The sequence below is a fragment of the Burkholderia sp. BCC0322 genome, assembly GCF_902833045.1.
Taxonomy (GTDB): domain Bacteria; phylum Pseudomonadota; class Gammaproteobacteria; order Burkholderiales; family Burkholderiaceae; genus Burkholderia.
Genome location: NZ_CADFDU010000002.1, coordinates 534,654 through 551,910 on the forward strand (window position 1 = coordinate 534,654; position 17,257 = coordinate 551,910).

The window sequence follows — 17,257 nt, forward strand, 5'->3', positions numbered from 1 at the left end:
TGCGGCCTTTCGGCGCGTGAAGGATCGCGCAGTCCGGGACGGAAGACGGCGCGATTCGGCCCCGTTACCGACCAGGCAACGGTAGCGGCTTGCGCTTGCCGGTCAGCTCGGCCCAGCGCTTCTCGAGCGGGCCTTCGACCATCGGCTTGATCACCGTGCCGGAGCTCTGCGCATCCCAGGTCTGCACCGAGTACGGATGGACGCGCAGCGCGTCGCGCGCGATCACCACGTCCTGGTGCGCATCGACCAGCCAGTCGTACACGAAGTCGATGCACAGCCGGTAGCCGCGCTTCGTCGACGGATCGGGCACCTCGTACGGCGCGCGCGTCACGTAGCCGGAGCCGAACACGCCCTTGGGCGCCTTCGCGGCGCGATGCAGGAACACGCGGTCGCCCGGCAGGATGCCGCGCGCGAAGCCGCAGCCCCACACGTCATGCACGGCCTCGCCGGCCTTCACGCGCGCGGCGACGTCGGGCAGTTCGGGCCATGGCCATTTCTTGGGGCTCCAGATCAACAGGAAAGCGGTCATCGGTTCGGGCGTGCGTCGAATTAGTCAGACAAGAGAGGGAGGCGTTGCAAGCTTAATCGAATCCCGGCGCGCGATCCCGCGCGGCGGGCGTCGCAGAGGGTTTTCCAGCCAGCCGCGCACTTGGCCGCCAGCGCGCAAAAAAGTTGCGCGTACAATCATGGGCCTGGGCGCGCCGTTCGCGGCGCGGCTTCCCGTCTTCACCGCCACGCGCGCCCCGATGCGCGCGGGCTCCAATCCGGATACCCATGTCTCACGTCATCCGACGCCGGCCCGATGCCCGGCTGATCCTGTTGCTCGGCGCGCTTGCCGCCTGCGGGCCGATCGCTACCGACATGTACCTGCCGAGCCTGCCGTCGATCGCCGAAGGCTTCTCCGTCAGCCCCGGCGCCGCGCAGCGCACGCTGACGAGCTTCATGGCCGGTTTCTCCGTCGGCATGCTGCTGTACGGCCCGCTGTCCGACACGTGGGGGCGACGCCCCGTGCTGCTCGGCGGCATCGCGTTGTTCACGCTTGCGAGCATCGGCTGCTTCGTGTCGACTTCGATCGACATGCTGATCCTCGTGCGCTTCCTGCAGGCGCTCGGCGCCGGCGCGGCGTCGGTGCTGTCGCGTGCGATCGCGCGTGATGCGCACGAGCCGACCGACGCGGCGAAGGTGCTGTCGATGGTCGCGATCGTCACCGCGGTCGGGCCGTTGCTCGCGCCGCTGATCGGCGGGCAGATCCTGCGCTTCTCCGGTTGGCGCGGCGTGTTCGTCGTGCTGGCCGTGTTCGGCGCGGTGTGCGCGGCGACCGCGTACCTGCGCGTGCCCGAAACCTGGCCGAAGGAGCGGCGCAAGAGCGCGGCCGTGCTCGCGTCGTTTGCGTCGTACGGGCGCATCCTGTCCGATCCCGTCGCCTGGGGGCACATGCTGTGCGGCGGGATGGCGTTCGCGTCGATGTTCTCGTACATCACCGCCACGCCATTCGTGTACATCGAGTATTTCCACGTGTCGCCGCAGCACTACGGGTTGCTGTTCGGCCTGAACGTCGTCGGCATCATGATCGGCAACTTCACGAACACGCGGCTCGTCGGCCGCATCGGCTCGCTGCGCATCATCTCGGCCGCGTCGCTCGTGAGCTGCGTCGCGTCGCTCGCGGTCGCGCTCGTCGCGCTGACCGGGTGGGGCGGGCTGTGGTCGATCGTCGTGTGCCTGTTCTTCGTGGTCGGCGTGGTCGGGATCCTGTCCGCGAACTGCACGACCGATCTCATGCATCGCTATCCGCACAACGCGGGCGCGTCGGCGGCCGTGTTCGGCGCGATGCAGCTCGCGCTCGGCGCGCTCGCGAGCGTCGCGATCGGCGCACTCGCGGACGGCACGCCGTTCGCGATGGGCGTGACGATCGGCGTCACGGGCGTGCTGTGTTTCGCCGGCCGCTACCTCGTGCTGCGCTGGCACGGGCGGCCCGTCAAAGCGGGCGCGTGAACCGCGGCCTGACGGCAGAATGAAAAACGCCACCGCGCGCTGCGCCGGTGGCGTTTTTGTTTCGAGCGGCGGAAAGCGGCTGCCGCCGTGCGGTGTCAGTCGCGCGTGACGTCCTTCGCCGCCGGCGATGCGCCGTGGCTCAGCCAGTCGAGCACGTCGGCCGTATCGTCGTCGCTCGCGCGCGCCTTCGCCTGCGCGACGGCCTCGGGCAGTTCGCCGTTCGTCGACGCACGGCGGATCGCGACGCCGACCGCGAGGATGTCGATCATCAGCAGGTGCAGGATCCGCGAGATCATCGACAGCTGCGATTCGCGCATCTCGATGTGGTCGGTTTCGAGCGCGACGGTCGCGCGCTTCGCGAGCGGCGTGTTGCTCGACGTGATCGCGATCACCTTCGCGCCGGCCTGCATCGCGACGTCGAGCACGCGCAGCAGCTCGGGCGCGCGCCCCGACTTCGACACCGCGACGATCACGTCGCCCTTGCCGAGCAGCGCGGCCGACGCGGCCTGCATGTACAGGTCGCCGTACGCGATCGTCGGGATCCCGAAGCGGAAGAACTTGTAATGCGCGTCCTGCGCGACGATGTTCGAGTTGCCGAGCCCGTAGAACTCGATGCGCCGTGCGCCGTTCAGGATCTCGATCGCGTTCTCGACGTGCTCGAAATTCAGGTGCTCGCGCAGTTGCAGGATCGCCGACACCGTGTTGTCGAGCACCTTCGCGCCGAAGTCGGTGGCCGTGTCGCCGAGATGCACCTGGCTGTGGCTCATCGGGATCGTGCCGGTGAGGCCGGTGGCGAGCTTCAGCTTGAAGTCGGACAGCCCCTGGCAGCCGAGCGAGCGGCAGAAGCGGATCACCGTCGGCTGGCTCACGTCGGCCTTGCGCGCGATGTCGACGATCGGATCGTTGATGATCGAGCGCGGATGGTTCAGCGCGAGATCGGCGACGCGGCGCTCGGCCGGGGTGAGCGCGTCACGCATCTGGCGGATCCGCTCGAATACCGCCGACGACGCTCCGCCCGAGCGGTTCGACAGTTGCTCCGCGAGGATCGCCGACACGCCGAGGAACGCCGGGTATTCGGCGGTGATCAGGTAGGTCGGGATGTTCTCGAGATAGTGCGTGAAACGGCCCTTCGCCTCGAAGCGTGCGCGGAACGACGAGCGCGTGAACAGTTCGCCGAGCTTCAGCGCGACACCGCCGCCGATGTAGACGCCGCCAAGCGCGCCGAGCGTCAGCGCGACGCTGCCCGCGAACGCGCCGAGAATCCCGCAGAAGCATTCGACCGTCTCGAGCGCGAGTGCGTCGCCCGCATGCGCGCGTTCGACGATCTCGACCGTGTCGACGGTCGCGGCGACGCGCTTCTTGTCGCGCGCGGCGAGCGCGCGATAGATGATCTCCATGCCCGGGCCCGCGCACACGCGCTCGAACGACACGTGCGGAAACTTCTTGCGCGCGTACTGCAGCACCAGGTCCTCGCGCTCGTCCTGCGGCGCGAACGATGCGTGGCCGCCTTCGCTGCCGAGCGCGATCCAGCGGTCGTCGGCCGGGATCAGCCCCGACACGCCGAGCCCGGTGCCGGGCCCGAGCAGCCCGATCACGCTGTTCTGACGGCGCGTGCCGCCGCCGACCTGCACGCGCTGCGCGTCGGTCAGGCCCGGCAGCGCCATTGCGAGCGCGGTGAAATCGTTGACGACGAGCAGCGTGTCGAAGCCGAGCGCACGGCGCGTCGCCTCGATCGAGAAGCTCCAGTCGTGGTTGGTCATCGTGACCTGGTCGCCGTCGACCGGATTGGCGATCGCGATCGCCGCGTGGTTCACGCGGCTGATCTTCACGTCCTTCAGGTACTTGCGGATCGCGTCGGTGATCGTCGGATAGTCGGCGCCGGGATACACGCGGATCTGCGTGATCTCGCCCGGGCCGGTTTCCAGCGCGAAGCGCGCGTTGGTGCCGCCGACGTCCGCGAGCAGGCGCGGGCCGTCGGCATGCTGACCTGCGACGACCGCCTTACTTTGCGCACCAGTAGACATCGAGCTGGGTCCCCTTGTCGTTGGCCAGTTGGGAAATCGCGTTCTTCTGCAGCGATGCGGCCGCGGCGTCGAGCACCGCGCGCTTGCGTTCGCCCGCGATCAGCAGGAACAGCCGGTCGACGCGCTTGAGCGCATCGAGCGAAAAGCTCACGCGCGCGTGCGGCGCGGCGCCCGGATGCACGGCGACGAAACGCTCGGGCGTCGTGATCGCGTGATCCCATTCGGGCGCATCGGCGAAGATCGACGCGGTATGGCCGTCCTCGCCCATGCCGAGCACCGCGACGCTCGGCACGCGGTAGTCGGCGTTCGCGTTCAGCGCGGCGACGTGCGCGTCGAGCGCGGCGCGCGTGTCGACGAGCGGCAGGAAGCGGGTAGGGGCGGCTGCATGCTGCAGCAGCGTGTCGCGCACGAGATGCGCGTTGCTGGCTGCGTCGTCCTCCGGCACCCAGCGGTCGTCGACCAGCGTCACGTCGACGCCGGCCCAGTCGAGCGCCGCATGCGACAGCGTTTGCAGGAACGGCCGCGGGCTCGTGCCGCCGGACACCGCGAGCGTCGGGCGCGCGGGGCCGGCGAGCGCGGCGCGCAGCGCATCGCCGACGGCGCGCGCGAGCGCTTCGCTTTGCGCTTCCTGGGTGTCGAAAGCGTGGATCTCGATCACATCTCCTCCGGACTGCTTTGTCTGTTCAAATCGTACGAATCGTGGGGCACGTTGCCGCGTACGGTGGCGCGCGCGGCAACGGCTTGCATCAGTTTTCTTCTTCGAGCCAGCAGGTGTCGTGCTGCGCGAGCATCGCGCTCGCCGCGGCCGGCCCCCAGGTGCCCGCCGCGTACGGCTTCGGCGGCTTCAGCGAGCGCGCCCATTCGTTCAGGATCGGCTCGACCCAGCGCCAAGCGGCTTCCTGCTCGTCGCGACGCACGAACAGCGCGAGCCGGCCGTTGATCACGTCGAGCAGCAGGCGCTGGTACGCCTCCATCTGCCCTTCCTTGAAGAACCGGTCGAACGCGAGGTCGAGGTGCACGCTCGCGAGGTTCATCCCTTCGCCGGGCTGCTTCGCGAGGCAGTACAGGCGGATCGTCTCGTTCGGCTGCAGCCGGATCACGAGGCGGTTCGAGCCGGGACGCAGCGCGGTGGGGCCGAGCGCCGAATGCGGCACCGGGCGGAAATTGACGACGATCTCCGCGACGCGATCGGCAAGCCGCTTGCCGGTGCGCAGGAAGAACGGCACGCCGGCCCAGCGCCAGTTCTCGATCTCGACCTTCAGCGCGACGAAGGTTTCGGTCTGGCTGTCGGGCTTCACGCCCGGCTCGGTCGCGTAGGCCGGCACCTGCGCGCCCTTGATCACGCCCGCATGATACTGGCCGCGCACGGCAACCTTGCCGATGTCGCGCGGATCGACCGGCTTCAGCGCGCGCAGCACGCGCAGCTTCTCGTCGCGCACCGAATCGGAATCCATCGAATGCGGCGGCTCCATCGCGACGATCGACAGCAACTGCAGCAGGTGGTTCTGCACCATGTCGCGCAGCGCGCCCGTATTGTCGTAGAAATCGCCGCGCGCCTCGACACCGAGCTCCTCGGCGATCGTGATCTGGATGCTCTCGACCCATTCGCGGCGCCACAGCGGCTCGAACAGCGCATTGCCGAAGCGCAGCGCGAGCAGGTTCTGCACGGGTTCCTTGCCGAGGTAGTGGTCGATCCGGTAGATCTGGCCTTCCGCGAAGATCTCGCCGACCGCGTCGTTGATCGCGTTCGACGACTTCAGGTCGTAGCCGAGCGGCTTCTCGAGCACGATGCGCGAGCCTTCGCTCAGGCCGACCGATGCGAGTGCGTTGCAGATCGGCACGAACAGCGACGGGCCCGTCGCGAGATAGAACACGCGGATGCCGGGCAGCGATGCGATCGCGTCGCGCAGCACGGCGTAGTCTTCCGCGCGGCCGAGGTCGAGCTTCACGTACTCGATGCGCTGGAGAAAGGACTTCCACGCGGCTTCGTCGAAGGCCTTGCCGGCCGCCTTGACCGCATGCGGCTTCACATGCGTGTCGACCCACTCGAGATAACCCGCCTGATCCGATTCGTGCCGTGCCACGGCGACGATCCGGCCGCTTTCCGCCAGCATGTTCGCACGATGCGCCTCGAACAGCGCGGGCAGGATCTTGCGCATCGACAGATCGCCGGTGCCGCCGAAAAGTACGAAGGTAAAGCTGGAATCGGTATGCATGTGTCTCCGCCGGTTTTGGGGTGCTGGGAAGCGATCCGTAGTGCGATAAAAATATTTTTGACACTGAATTGTAGTTTAACTACAATCCGCCGCAAGGGGTAGCACCTGGGTGAAGAAAAAAAGAAGTGCGGTCGATGAACTGCGCGAGCTTCGCCTTCGGGAGCGCCTTGTGCCGAATGTTATCGGACATTGACGGCGCGCATCGTCAGCGCGACGTCGGCCCCGGGCTTGCGCCGCATCATCGCGGCGGGCCAGAAACACAAAGAGGAGACACGCCGTTGAATCTCGATTCACGCTTTCTGTAAGAGCCCGGCCGGTCATCGGCCCCGTACGCTGCATGCGTCCCGCGGCTCGATTTCCCCGTCGTTATCAAGAAGCCGGTTCCCGGTCAGGGAACCTCACGAGTTGATTCAGTCTGGAGGAGATAAGTAATGAAAGTTCGCTCGATCATGGGCGCGCTCTGCGCCGCAGGCCTGATGGCTGGCGCCGTGGCGGCGCAGGCAGCCGAGAATGTGACGGTGCTGCACTGGTGGACCTCGGGCGGCGAGTCGAAGGCCGTCGGCGTGCTGAAGGACGACTTGCAGAAGCAGGGCTACGTGTGGAAGGACTTCGCGGTCGCAGGCGGTGCCGGTGCCGCGGCGATGACCGCGCTGAAGACCAAGGTGATCAGCGGCGACGCACCGTCGGCCGCGCAGATCAAGGGCCCGCTGATCCAGGACTGGGCCGACCAGGGCGTGCTCGTCAACATCGATTCCGCTGCCGGCGACTGGAAGCAGAACCTGCCGCCGGAAATCGACAAGATCATCAAGTACAAGGGCCACACCGTCGCGGCGCCGTTCTCGGTGCACCGCGTGAACTGGCTGTACATCAACAAGGCCGCGCTCGACAAGGTCGGCGCGAAGGTGCCGACCACCTGGCCTGAATTCTTCGCGGTGGCCGACAAGCTGAAGGCCGCGGGCATCCAGCCGGTCGCGATGGGCGGCCAGCCGTGGCAGGACCTGACGCTGTGGGAAGACGTCGTGCTGTCGCAGGGCCCGGCGTTCTACAAGAAGGCGCTGGTCGACCTCGACCAGGCGACGCTGACGTCGCCGCAGATGCTGTCCGTGTTCGACACGGTGCGCAAGATCCAGGGCTATTTCGATACCGGCCGTAACGGCCGCGACTGGAACCTCGCGACCGCGATGGTGATCAACGGCAAGGCCGGCATGCAGTTCATGGGCGACTGGGCGAAGGGCGAGTTCGAGAACGCCGGCAAGAAGGCGGGCAAGGACTACATCTGCGCGGCGGTGCCGGGCACGGCGAATTCGTACACGTTCAACGTCGATTCGTTCGTGTTCTTCCAGCAGAAGGGCGAGAAGGCGGCGACGCCGGGCCAGCTCGCGCTCGCGAAGACGATCATGACGCCGGACTTCCAGGAGCAGTTCAGCCTGCTGAAGGGGTCGGTGCCGGTGCGCCTCGGCGTCAAGATGGACAAGTTCGACGACTGCGCGAAGAAGTCGTATGCCGACGAGCAGACCGCGATCAAGTCGGGCGGCTTCGTGCCGTCGCTCGCACACGGGATGGCGCAGAGCGATGCGACCGCCGGCGCGATCACGGATGTCGTGACGAAGTTCATGAACTCGCAGCAGGATTCGAAGAGCGCGGTCGCCGCGCTCGCGAAGGCCGCGAAGGTCAAGTAACGCGCGACAGGCGCCCGGCCGGACACGCTTCATCGGCCGGGCGTTTTTGCATGTGCAGCAAACGGGCTCGCCCGCGGGCTCGTGCCGTACCTGGCGCCGGCCCGGCCTGCGTCGCCCTCGTTCCAGGAGTCGAATCAAGTGGCTGCCCCTCTTAGCGGAAACGGATCCGGCGCTGCCGCCGCACGGCGTACGTCGCCGATGTCGGCGTTCGCCGATCGCTGGATCCCGAAGCTCGTGCTTGCGCCGAGCGTCGCGATCGCCGTGGTGTTCATCTACGGCTTCATCCTGATTACCGGCTATCTGTCGCTGACCAATTCGCGACTGCTGCCGAACTACGAATTCGACGGCTTCGGCCGTTACACGGACCTGTTCCAGAACGACGTGTGGTGGACCTCCGCCGCGAACCTCGGCTGGTTCGGGATTCCGTTCATCGCGATCTGCGTCGCGCTCGGGCTGTTCCTCGCGATCCTGCTCGACCAGCGGATCCGCAACGAAGGCGCACTGCGCGCGGTCTTCCTGTATCCGATGGCGCTGTCGTTCATCGTGACCGGCACCGCGTGGCAGTGGATCCTGAACCCGGGCCTCGGCCTCGAGAAGGTGATGCACGACTGGGGCTGGACGGGCTTCTCGTTCGGCTGGCTCGACGATCCGGACAAGGCGATCTTCTGCGTGGTGATCGCGGCCGTGTGGCAGTCGACCGGCTTCGTGATGGCGCTGTTCCTGGCAGGGCTGCGCGGCGTCGACGCGGAGATCTTCAAGGCCGCGCAGGTCGACGGCGCGACGCTGCCGACCATCTACCGCAAGATCGTGATCCCGAGCATGCGCCCGGTGTTCTTCTCGGTGCTGCTGATCCTCTGCCACATCACGATCAAGACCTTCGACCTCGTCGTCGCGCTGACGGCAGGCGGCCCGGGCACGTCGTCGTCGCTGCCGGCCATGTTCATGTACACGTTTTCGTTCAACCGCGGCCAGCTCGGGCTCGGCGCGGCGTCGTCGGTGATGATGCTCGCGACCGTGGTCGCGGTGCTGGTGCCGCTGATGTATATGGAATCGAGGAGCACCCGCAATGCAGCCTAAGATGACGATCAGCCGGGCAGTGATCTACGCGGCGCTGATCCTGTTCGCGCTGTATTTCCTGTTCCCGATCTACGTGATGCTGTCGACGTCGTTCAAGGATCTCGACCAGCTGCGCACCGGCAACCTGCTGACGCCGCCCACCACATGGACCGTCGACCCGTGGGTGAAGGCCTGGAGCGGGGCGTGCACCGGCGTGCGCTGCGACGGCATGAAGCCGTTCTTCCTGAACTCGCTGCAGATGGTGATCCCGGCCGTGCTGATCTCGTCGCTGATCGGCGCGTTCAACGGCTACGTGCTCACGCACTGGCGCTTTCGCGGCGCGGATGCGCTGTTCACGATGATGCTGGTCGGCTGCTTCATCCCGTTCCAGGTGATCCTGCTGCCGATGGCGCGCCTGCAGGGGATGCTCGGCCTCGCCAATACGATTCCGGGCCTCGTGTTCGTGCACGTCGTGTACGGCATCGCGTTCACGACGATGTTCTTCCGCAACTTCTATGTGAGCGTGCCGGCCGAACTGGTGAAGGCCGCGCGCATCGACGGCGCGGGCTTCTTCACGATCTTCACGAAGATCCTGCTGCCGGTGTCGCTGCCGATCTTCATGGTGTGCCTGATCTGGCAGTTCACGCAGATCTGGAACGACTTCCTGTTCGGGATCGTGTTCTCCGGCGTCGATTCGATGCCGATCACGGTTGCGCTGAACAACCTCGTCAACACGTCGACGGGCGTGAAGGAATACAACGTCGACATGGCCGGCGCGATCATCGCCGCGCTGCCGACGCTGCTCGTCTACATCGTCGCCGGCCGCTACTTCGTGCGCGGGCTGACGGCGGGCGCGGTGAAGGGGTAAGCGCGGCTTCATCCGATACGACGAACCGGCCGCGCTTCGCGCGCGGCGCATCGAAACGAACCCGACGCGGCGCCGGAGTGCGCCGCGCGAGACGAGACAGAGGATTCACAGCATGGCAAGCCTTTCCATCCGTGACGTGTACAAGACCTACCCGAACGGGGTGCCGGTCCTGAAGGGTGTCGACATCGAGATCGAGGACGGACAGTTCCTGATCCTGGTCGGCGGGTCGGGCTGCGGGAAGTCGACGCTGCTCAACATGATTGCCGGGCTCGAAACCGTGACGAGCGGCGAGATCTGCATCGACGGCAAGGTCGTCAACGACCTGTCGCCGAAGGATCGCGACATCGCGATGGTGTTCCAGTCGTATGCGCTGTATCCGTCGATGACGGTGCGCGAGAACATCTCGTTCGGCCTGAACATCCGCAAGGTGCCGAAGAGCGAACAGCAGCAGATCGTCGACCGCGTGTCGCAGATGCTGCAGATCCAGCACCTGCTCGATCGCAAGCCGGGCCAGCTGTCGGGCGGCCAGCGCCAGCGTGTCGCGATGGGCCGTGCGCTCGCGCGCGATCCGTCGCTGTTCCTGTTCGACGAGCCGCTGTCGAACCTCGACGCGAAGCTGCGCATCGAGATGCGCGCGGAAATCAAGCTGCTGCACCAGCGCCTCGGCACGACGATCGTCTACGTGACGCACGACCAGATCGAGGCGATGACGCTCGGCGACCGGATCGCGGTGATGAAGGACGGTGTCGTCCAGCAGTTCGGCGCGCCGCAGGACATCTACGATTCGCCGTCGAACCTGTTCGTCGCGGGCTTCATCGGCGCGCCGCCGATGAACTTCATCAACGGCAAGCTGGTCGAGCAGGGCAGCGGGATCGCGCTCGAGATCGACACGGGCGTCAAGCGCGGCGCGCTGAACCTGCCGTTCGACGCGGCGAAGCTGAAGTCGCACGTCGGCCGTGAGGTGATCCTCGGCCTGCGCCCGGAGCGCATCACCGACGTGCGCCACGCGCACAACGGCGACGCGTCGCACCTGCAGCCGTTCGACGTGCGCGTCGACGTGACCGAGCCGACCGGGCCGGACACGCACGTGTTCGCGCAGGTGAACGGCAAGCGCATCGTGAGCCGCGTACATCCGGCCGCGAACCCGCAGCCGGGGCAGACGCAGTCGCTGCTGTTCGACGTGTCGAAGGCGGTGCTGTTCGATCCGGCGTCGGAAGAGCGGATCGCGTAACGGTGCGCGCGCGCTGAATGAAGCGAGGAGGGGCCGTCTTCGGACGGCCCCTTTGCCTTTGCGCTGCGCTGTCGCTGCGTTGGCGGTCAGTGCGGCAGCCGCACGTCGAACTTGAACGTCGCGAGCCGTGCGACGAGGATGAAGCCGGTCGCGAGCAGCACGCTGTACACCGAGTCGAACTGCAGCCACGCGAGCAGCAGGTAGAACCAGCAGCCGACGAACGCGCAGGTCGCGTACGGCCGCGAATCGCGCAGGATCAGCGGGATGTCGTTGCACAGCACGTCGCGTACGATCCCGCCGACCACGCCGGTGATCACGCCCATCATCACCGCGATGAAGCGCGGCATCTCGGCATCGAGCGCGATCGCCGTGCCCGAGATGCTGAAGATCCCGAGCCCGATCGCATCGGCGACGAGCAGCAACCGTTCGGCCGACAGCCGCGACAACATTCGCAGCACGAACGGCGCGAACAGCGCGAGCACGAAGATCGCGATCACATAGTCGTCGTGCACGACCCAGTAGAACGGCCGGCGCTCGAGCAGGATGTCGCGCAGCGTGCCGCCGCCGAACGCGGTGGCGAGCGCGACGACGAACGTGCCGACCGAGTCGAGGCGGTTCTTGCGCGCCTCGATGAAGCCCGAGATCGCAAAGGCCAGCGTGGCGATCGCTTCCAGTATCGCGATCGCGAGCGTCAGCCTAGGATGCGGCACGCGGCCCCCGGTCGCCAGGCGCCGCGAACGGCTGCAGCAGCACCAGCACCGCGCCCGCGCCGCCGTCATGGCCGCGCGCCTCGCAGAACGCGATCACTTCTTCCTTCTGCACGAGCCACGCGCGCACCTTGCCTTTCAGCACGGGTTCCTTGCCGATCGAGCCGAGCCCCTTGCCGTGGATCACGCGCAGGCAGCGCAGCCCTTTCTTGCCGGCTTCGCGGATGAACTCGGCGAGCGCGTCGCGCGCCTCGTCGCGCCGCATCCCGTGCAGGTCGATCTGGGCCTGCACGATCCAGGCGCCGCTGCGCAGCTTGCGCACGACATCGCGGCTGATGCCGGGACGGTGGTAGTACAGCGAGTCGTCGCTGTCGAGCAGCGTCTCGGGATCGAATTCGTCGGACAGCGTCGCGTTCAGCACGGCTTCCTCGTCGCGCTGCGTCTGCTTCGGCACCGGGTCGGGCGGCGTGCGGCCGGCCGCCGCGCGCGGCGGCGCCTTCAGCGGCTGGATCGCGCCGATCTCGTTGCGGAACAGGTTCGCGTCGGCTTCCGCCTTGCGCTCGGCCTTGGCCGTTTCGATGCGCTCGCGGTCGCGGCGATCGGCTTCGCCTTGCAGCGACTTGCGCAGCGCGCCGAGGCCGGCGAGCCCCTGGCCGCGCAACGCGGCGGGATCGGGCGCGGGCGCCGGTGCAGCGGGCGCGGGGTTCGTGGGACGGGCGGCGATCTGCCGCTTCGCGGGATCGCTCGGATGGGGCTGGTTCTTCGCCATGATTCGGTACGCAGAGCAGGCGCGTTCGGGCGCGCGGGCAAAAAAAAGCCGCTGCACGGCGGCAGCGGCTTGTCCGGCCAGACCCGCTTCGCGGCAGCGGACGCCATTGTAGCGCCCGGCGCGACAGGTCTCGCGGCTTACTTCTTGTCGTGCAGGCTTTCGAGGTAGCGCTGCGCGTCGAGCGCGGCCATGCAGCCCGTGCCCGCGCTGGTGATCGCCTGGCGGTACACGTTGTCCTGCACGTCGCCCGCGGCGAACACGCCCGCGACGCTCGTCGACGTCGCGTTGCCGTGCAGGCCGCTCTTGGTCAGGATGTAGCCGTCCTTCATCTCGAGCTGGCCCTGGAACAGGTCGGTGTTCGGCTTGTGGCCGATCGCGACGAACACGCCCTGCACGTTGAGGTCTTCCGTTGCGCCGGTCTTCACGTTCTTGATGCGCAGGCCGGTGACGCCCGAATCCTCGCCGGTCACTTCGTCGAGCACGTGGTCCCACTTGATCACGACGGCGCCTTCCTTTTCCTTCTCCAGCAGGCGGTCGATCAGGATCGGTTCCGCGCGGAACTTGTCGCGGCGGTGGATCACCGTGACCTTCTTCGCGATCCCCGTCAGGTAGAGCGCTTCCTCGACGGCCGTGTTGCCGCCGCCGATCACCGCGACTTCCTGGCCGCGATAGAAGAAGCCGTCGCAGGTCGCGCAGGCCGAGACGCCCTTGCCCATGAACGCTTCCTCGGACGGCAGGCCGAGATACTGCGCGGACGCGCCGGTCGCGATGATCAGCGAATCGCACGTGTATTCGCCCGAGTCGCCGATCAGGCGGATCGGCTTTTCGTGCAGCTTCGCGGTGTGGATGTGGTCGAACACGATTTCGGTGTTGAAGCGCTCGGCGTGCTCGAGGAAGCGCGCCATCAGCTCCGGACCCTGCACGCCTTTCGCGTCTGCCGGCCAGTTTTCGACGTCGGTCGTGGTCATCAGCTGGCCGCCCTGCGCGATGCCGGTGATCAGCACCGGGGACAGGTTGGCGCGTGCCGCGTAGACGGCAGCCGTGTAGCCGGCGGGGCCGGAACCGAGAATCAGGACTTTGGCGTGTTTGGGCGTGGACATGTGCGAATCCGTAAAAGGCGGCCGCGGCGGGCGGGGTAGGGCTCGCCGTACGATCCGGGTTGACCGGGATGCCGTCATAGATGGGTATCAGACGCGCATTATAAAGGCCCCGTTGCTGCGTTGCCGAACGAGAGTTTCAATTGACGCGATAGTGTCGCGCGGCGCAACGGCCGCGCACGCGGGGCGGGTGGGGCGCGCGGCGGTGCGTTGCCGCACGGGGGCTGCGGGGCGGGACGCCGGCTCGAGGCGGCGCGGCAGCGGTGCCCGGCGGGGAGCCGGACCGGGGCAAAAGGGCCGCCGCGGCGCACTTGCGCCGGGCCGGCCGTACCCCGGCCCCGTTATGTAACCGTCATTTACACTTGGCGGCCCGGTGCAGCGTTTACAATAAGCGGGATCGAACGACAGGCGGGCGCACGGCCCGTCCTCTTTATACGGATTCATGGCAAAAGCTCCTTATTCCGCCCAGGCACAGGCGTTGCCGCACCGGATGTCGAAGCTCCTCACGGAGATCCGCTGGATTCTCCAGGTCGCGCTCTGCGCATTTCTGGTGATGGCCCTGCTGAGCTACAGCCGGCGCGATCCGAGCTGGACGCACGCGGCCCAGGTGGACCACATCACGAACTGGGCCGGCCGCGTCGGCGCCTGGACGGCCGACATCATCCTGCTGCTGTTCGGCCTGTCGGCCTACTGGCTGATCGTGCCGCTCGCGCGGCGCATCGCCGTCAACTATCGCCGCATCACGCGCCACGAGGCGGTCTCGGAGGAATCCGAGCGGCCGATCGGCTGGCTCACCGAAATCCTTGCGTTCATGCTCGTCGTGCTGGCGTGCGACGGCATCGAGGCGCTGCGCATGTGGTCGCTGAAGGTGCAGTTGCCGCGTGCGCCCGGCGGCGTCGTCGGCGAGGCCGTAGCGGGCGCGATGTCGCATGCGTTCGGCTTCACGGGCGGCACGCTGCTGCTGCTGATCGCGCTGGCGATCGGCCTGTCGCTGTATTTCCGCTTCTCGTGGCTGTCGGTGGCCGAGCGTGTCGGCGGCGCGATCCTGTCCGCCGTCAACGTCGCGAAGCTGCGCCGCGAGGCCGAGCGCGACCGCAAGCTCGGCGAGGCCGCCGCCGTGCGCCGCGAAGGCAAGGTCGAAGAGGAACGCGTGCGCATCGAGGATCACGAGCCGGTGACCATCGTGCCGCCGGTCGTCACGCCGGTGAAGTCCGAGCGCGTCGAGCGCGAGCGGCAGGTGCCGCTCTTCACCGACCTGCCGGGCGATTCGACGCTGCCGGCGGTGTCGCTGCTCGATCCCGCGCCGAAGGCCCAGGAGGCGATCTCCGCGGACACGCTGGAATTCACGTCGCGCCTGATCGAGAAGAAGCTGAAGGACTTCGGCGTCGAGGCGAGCGTCGTCGCCGCGTATCCGGGCCCGGTCGTCACGCGCTACGAGATCGAGCCGGCCACCGGCGTGAAGGGCAGCCAGATCGTCAACCTCGCGAAGGATCTCGCGCGCTCGCTGTCGCTCGTGTCGATCCGCGTCGTCGAGACGATTCCCGGCAAGAACTACATGGCGCTCGAGCTGCCGAACCAGCGCCGCCAGACGGTGCACCTGTCCGAGATCATCGGTTCCGAGGTGTACGCGGCCGCGTCGTCGGCGCTGACGCTGAGCCTCGGCAAGGACATCGGCGGCAAGCCGGTGTGCGCGGATCTCGCGAAGATGCCGCACTTGCTCGTCGCCGGCACCACCGGTTCCGGTAAGTCGGTCGGGATCAACGCGATGATCCTGTCGCTGCTGTACAAGGCGACGGCCGATCAGGTGCGCCTGATCCTGATCGATCCGAAGATGCTCGAAATGAGCGTCTACGAAGGCATTCCGCACTTGCTTTGCCCGGTCGTCACCGACATGCGCCAGGCCGGCCACGCGCTGAACTGGACGGTCGCCGAGATGGAGCGCCGCTACAAGCTGATGAGCAAGCTCGGCGTGCGCAACCTCGCCGGCTACAACAACAAGATCGACGAGGCCGCGAAGCGCGAGGAGAAGCTGCCGAATCCGTTCAGCCTGACGCCGGAGGATCCGGAGCCGCTCGGCCGCCTGCCGAACATCGTCGTGGTGATCGACGAACTGGCCGACCTGATGATGGTCGTCGGCAAGAAGGTCGAGGAACTGATCGCGCGGATCGCGCAGAAGGCGCGCGCGGCCGGCATCCACCTGATCCTCGCGACGCAGCGCCCGTCCGTCGACGTGATCACCGGCCTCATCAAGGCCAACGTGCCGACCCGGATCGCGTTCCAGGTGTCGTCGAAGATCGACTCGCGCACGATCCTCGACCAGATGGGCGCCGAATCGCTGCTCGGGATGGGCGACATGCTGTACCTGCCGCCGGGCTCCGGGCTGCCGGTGCGCGTGCACGGCGCGTTCGTCGGCGACGATGAAGTCCATCGCGTCGTCGAGAAGCTCAAGGAGCACGGCGAGCCGAACTACGTCGAGGGCCTGCTCGAAGGCGGCACCGCCGACGGCGACGAGGGCTCGGCCGGCGCGGGAACCGGCGAAGGCGGCGGCGAGTCTGATCCGCTGTACGACCAGGCGGTCGAGATCGTCATCAAGAACCGCCGCGCGTCGATCTCGCTGGTGCAGCGCCATCTGCGCATCGGCTACAACCGCGCGGCACGCCTGCTCGAGCAGATGGAGCAGTCGGGGCTCGTGTCGGCGATGTCGTCGAGCGGCAACCGCGAAATTCTTGTGCCGGCGCGCGACGCGGAATGAGTCCGCGGCGCCCGCAGCGCCGGCCACCCAGGGAGAAAACCGCAATATGCAGCAACATTCGTTCGCAATGCCCCTTCGTTCGACGCGGCGCTGGCTCGGCGCGGCGCTTGCCGGCGCATCGCTGATGCTCGCGGCGACGCACGCGTTCGCGGGCGGCACCGAGCAACTGAAGGCGTTCGTGTCGCAGGTGCGTTCGGCGAAGGGCGACTTCACGCAGCAGATCGTCAAGGCGCCGGCCAAGGGGGCCAGCGCCGCGCAAGCTGTGCCGAAGCCCACCGACAATTCGAGCGGCACGTTCGTGTTCGCGCGCCCGGGCAAGTTCATCTGGACATACCAGAAGCCGTACCAGCAGGTGCTGCAGGCCGACGGCGAGAAGCTCTACGTGTACGACCGCGACCTGAACCAGGTCACCGAGCGCAAGCTGAACGGCGCGCTGGGCGCGAGCCCGGCCGCGATCCTGTTCGGCAGCAACGATCTCGACAAGAACTACACGCTGCGCGATGCCGGCGAGAAGGGCGGCATCGAGTGGCTCGAGATGCTGCCGAAGGCGCAGGACACGCAGTTCCAGCGGATCGGCATCGGCTTCAAGAACGGCACGCTCGCCGCGATGGAACTGCACGACGTGTTCGGCAACGTCACGCTGCTGACGTTTACGAACATCCAGACGAATCCGCCGCTGAAGGGCGATACGTTCAAGTTCGTCGTGCCGAAGGGCGCCGACGTGATTACCGGTTGACCGGCGCCGCGCGCTGCTGTTTCCCCGACGGGCCTGCCGGCGACGGCAGGCCCGTGTTGTTTCCGGGGGGTGCGGGCACGGGCGCCCGGTGCGGCGGTGCTTTCGCGCGGCTGTCATAATGTCGGGTCCG

Annotated in this window: 14 protein-coding genes; 7 read left to right on the top strand and 7 right to left on the bottom strand. The window is 67.3% G+C overall.

The window, feature by feature from the left end:
* Positions 1-64: 64 nt before the first annotated feature.
* A complete protein-coding gene (locus HWX39_RS08495) occupies positions 65-529 on the bottom strand; it encodes a hypothetical protein (protein WP_175966995.1) in 465 nt (154 codons plus the stop codon).
* 245 nt (positions 530-774) lie between these two features.
* Between HWX39_RS08495 and HWX39_RS08500 the strand changes: the two genes are divergently transcribed.
* Positions 775-1,992: a Bcr/CflA family multidrug efflux MFS transporter gene (locus HWX39_RS08500; RefSeq protein WP_175966997.1), complete on the top strand. Its 1,218-nt coding sequence runs from the start codon at positions 775-777 to the stop codon at positions 1,990-1,992.
* A 95-nt stretch (positions 1,993-2,087) separates the two neighbouring features.
* Here the strand turns inward: HWX39_RS08500 and HWX39_RS08505 are convergent, their stop codons facing one another.
* The 3 genes from HWX39_RS08505 to zwf form a co-directional block, all read right to left on the bottom strand.
* Entirely contained in the window at positions 2,088-4,016 is a 1,929-nt protein-coding gene (locus HWX39_RS08505) for a bifunctional transcriptional regulator/glucokinase (protein WP_175966999.1), read from the bottom strand.
* Positions 3,994-4,674: a 6-phosphogluconolactonase gene (gene pgl / locus HWX39_RS08510; protein WP_175967001.1), complete on the bottom strand. Its 681-nt coding sequence runs from the start codon at positions 4,672-4,674 to the stop codon at positions 3,994-3,996. Before pgl ends, HWX39_RS08505 begins: the two co-directional genes overlap by 23 nt.
* Before the next feature lie 88 nt (positions 4,675-4,762).
* On the bottom strand, positions 4,763-6,232 hold the full coding sequence (gene zwf / locus HWX39_RS08515) for a glucose-6-phosphate dehydrogenase (protein WP_175967003.1): 1,470 nt from the start codon (positions 6,230-6,232) through the stop codon (positions 4,763-4,765).
* 431 nt (positions 6,233-6,663) lie between these two features.
* On the opposite strand from zwf, the gene HWX39_RS08520 reads away from it, so the two are divergent.
* The 4 genes from HWX39_RS08520 to ugpC all read left to right on the top strand — a co-directional run bounded on the left by HWX39_RS08520 (position 6,664) and on the right by ugpC (position 11,066).
* The gene (locus HWX39_RS08520) at positions 6,664-7,911 is read left to right on the top strand and encodes an ABC transporter substrate-binding protein (protein ID WP_175967005.1); all 1,248 of its coding nucleotides are present in this window, start codon (positions 6,664-6,666) and stop codon (positions 7,909-7,911) included.
* A 138-nt stretch (positions 7,912-8,049) separates the two neighbouring features.
* Positions 8,050-8,988, top strand: a complete 939-nt coding sequence (locus HWX39_RS08525) for a sugar ABC transporter permease (RefSeq protein WP_175967007.1) — start codon at positions 8,050-8,052, stop codon at positions 8,986-8,988.
* Positions 8,978-9,835: a carbohydrate ABC transporter permease gene (locus HWX39_RS08530; RefSeq protein WP_011544828.1), complete on the top strand. Its 858-nt coding sequence runs from the start codon at positions 8,978-8,980 to the stop codon at positions 9,833-9,835. Before HWX39_RS08525 ends, HWX39_RS08530 begins: the two co-directional genes overlap by 11 nt.
* Before the next feature lie 112 nt (positions 9,836-9,947).
* On the top strand, positions 9,948-11,066 hold the full coding sequence (gene ugpC, locus HWX39_RS08535; RefSeq protein ID WP_175967009.1) for a sn-glycerol-3-phosphate ABC transporter ATP-binding protein UgpC: 1,119 nt from the start codon (positions 9,948-9,950) through the stop codon (positions 11,064-11,066).
* A gap of 86 nt (positions 11,067-11,152) precedes the next feature.
* On the opposite strand, the gene HWX39_RS08540 is transcribed toward ugpC, so the two are convergent.
* From HWX39_RS08540 to trxB, 3 genes are all read right to left on the bottom strand, one after another.
* Positions 11,153-11,776 (bottom strand): trimeric intracellular cation channel family protein, encoded by a 624-nt coding sequence (locus tag HWX39_RS08540; RefSeq protein ID WP_124613300.1) that lies wholly within the window; start codon positions 11,774-11,776, stop codon positions 11,153-11,155.
* A complete protein-coding gene (locus HWX39_RS08545; protein ID WP_175967011.1) occupies positions 11,763-12,542 on the bottom strand; it encodes a Smr/MutS family protein in 780 nt (259 codons plus the stop codon). The genes HWX39_RS08540 and HWX39_RS08545 overlap by 14 nt, the downstream gene beginning before the upstream one ends.
* 137 nt (positions 12,543-12,679) lie before the next feature.
* Positions 12,680-13,642, bottom strand: coding sequence for a thioredoxin-disulfide reductase (gene trxB / locus HWX39_RS08550; protein WP_175951611.1), 963 nt, complete (start codon positions 13,640-13,642; stop codon positions 12,680-12,682).
* Positions 13,643-14,081: 439 nt separating this feature from the next.
* Between trxB and HWX39_RS08555 the strand changes: the two genes are divergently transcribed.
* Together HWX39_RS08555 and lolA are read left to right on the top strand one after the other, a co-directional pair.
* Positions 14,082-16,391, top strand: a complete 2,310-nt coding sequence (locus tag HWX39_RS08555; RefSeq protein ID WP_175967013.1) for a DNA translocase FtsK — start codon at positions 14,082-14,084, stop codon at positions 16,389-16,391.
* Positions 16,392-16,437: 46 nt separating this feature from the next.
* Positions 16,438-17,127 (top strand): outer membrane lipoprotein chaperone LolA, encoded by a 690-nt coding sequence (gene lolA, locus HWX39_RS08560; RefSeq protein WP_175967015.1) that lies wholly within the window; start codon positions 16,438-16,440, stop codon positions 17,125-17,127.
* Positions 17,128-17,257: the final 130 nt, after the last annotated feature.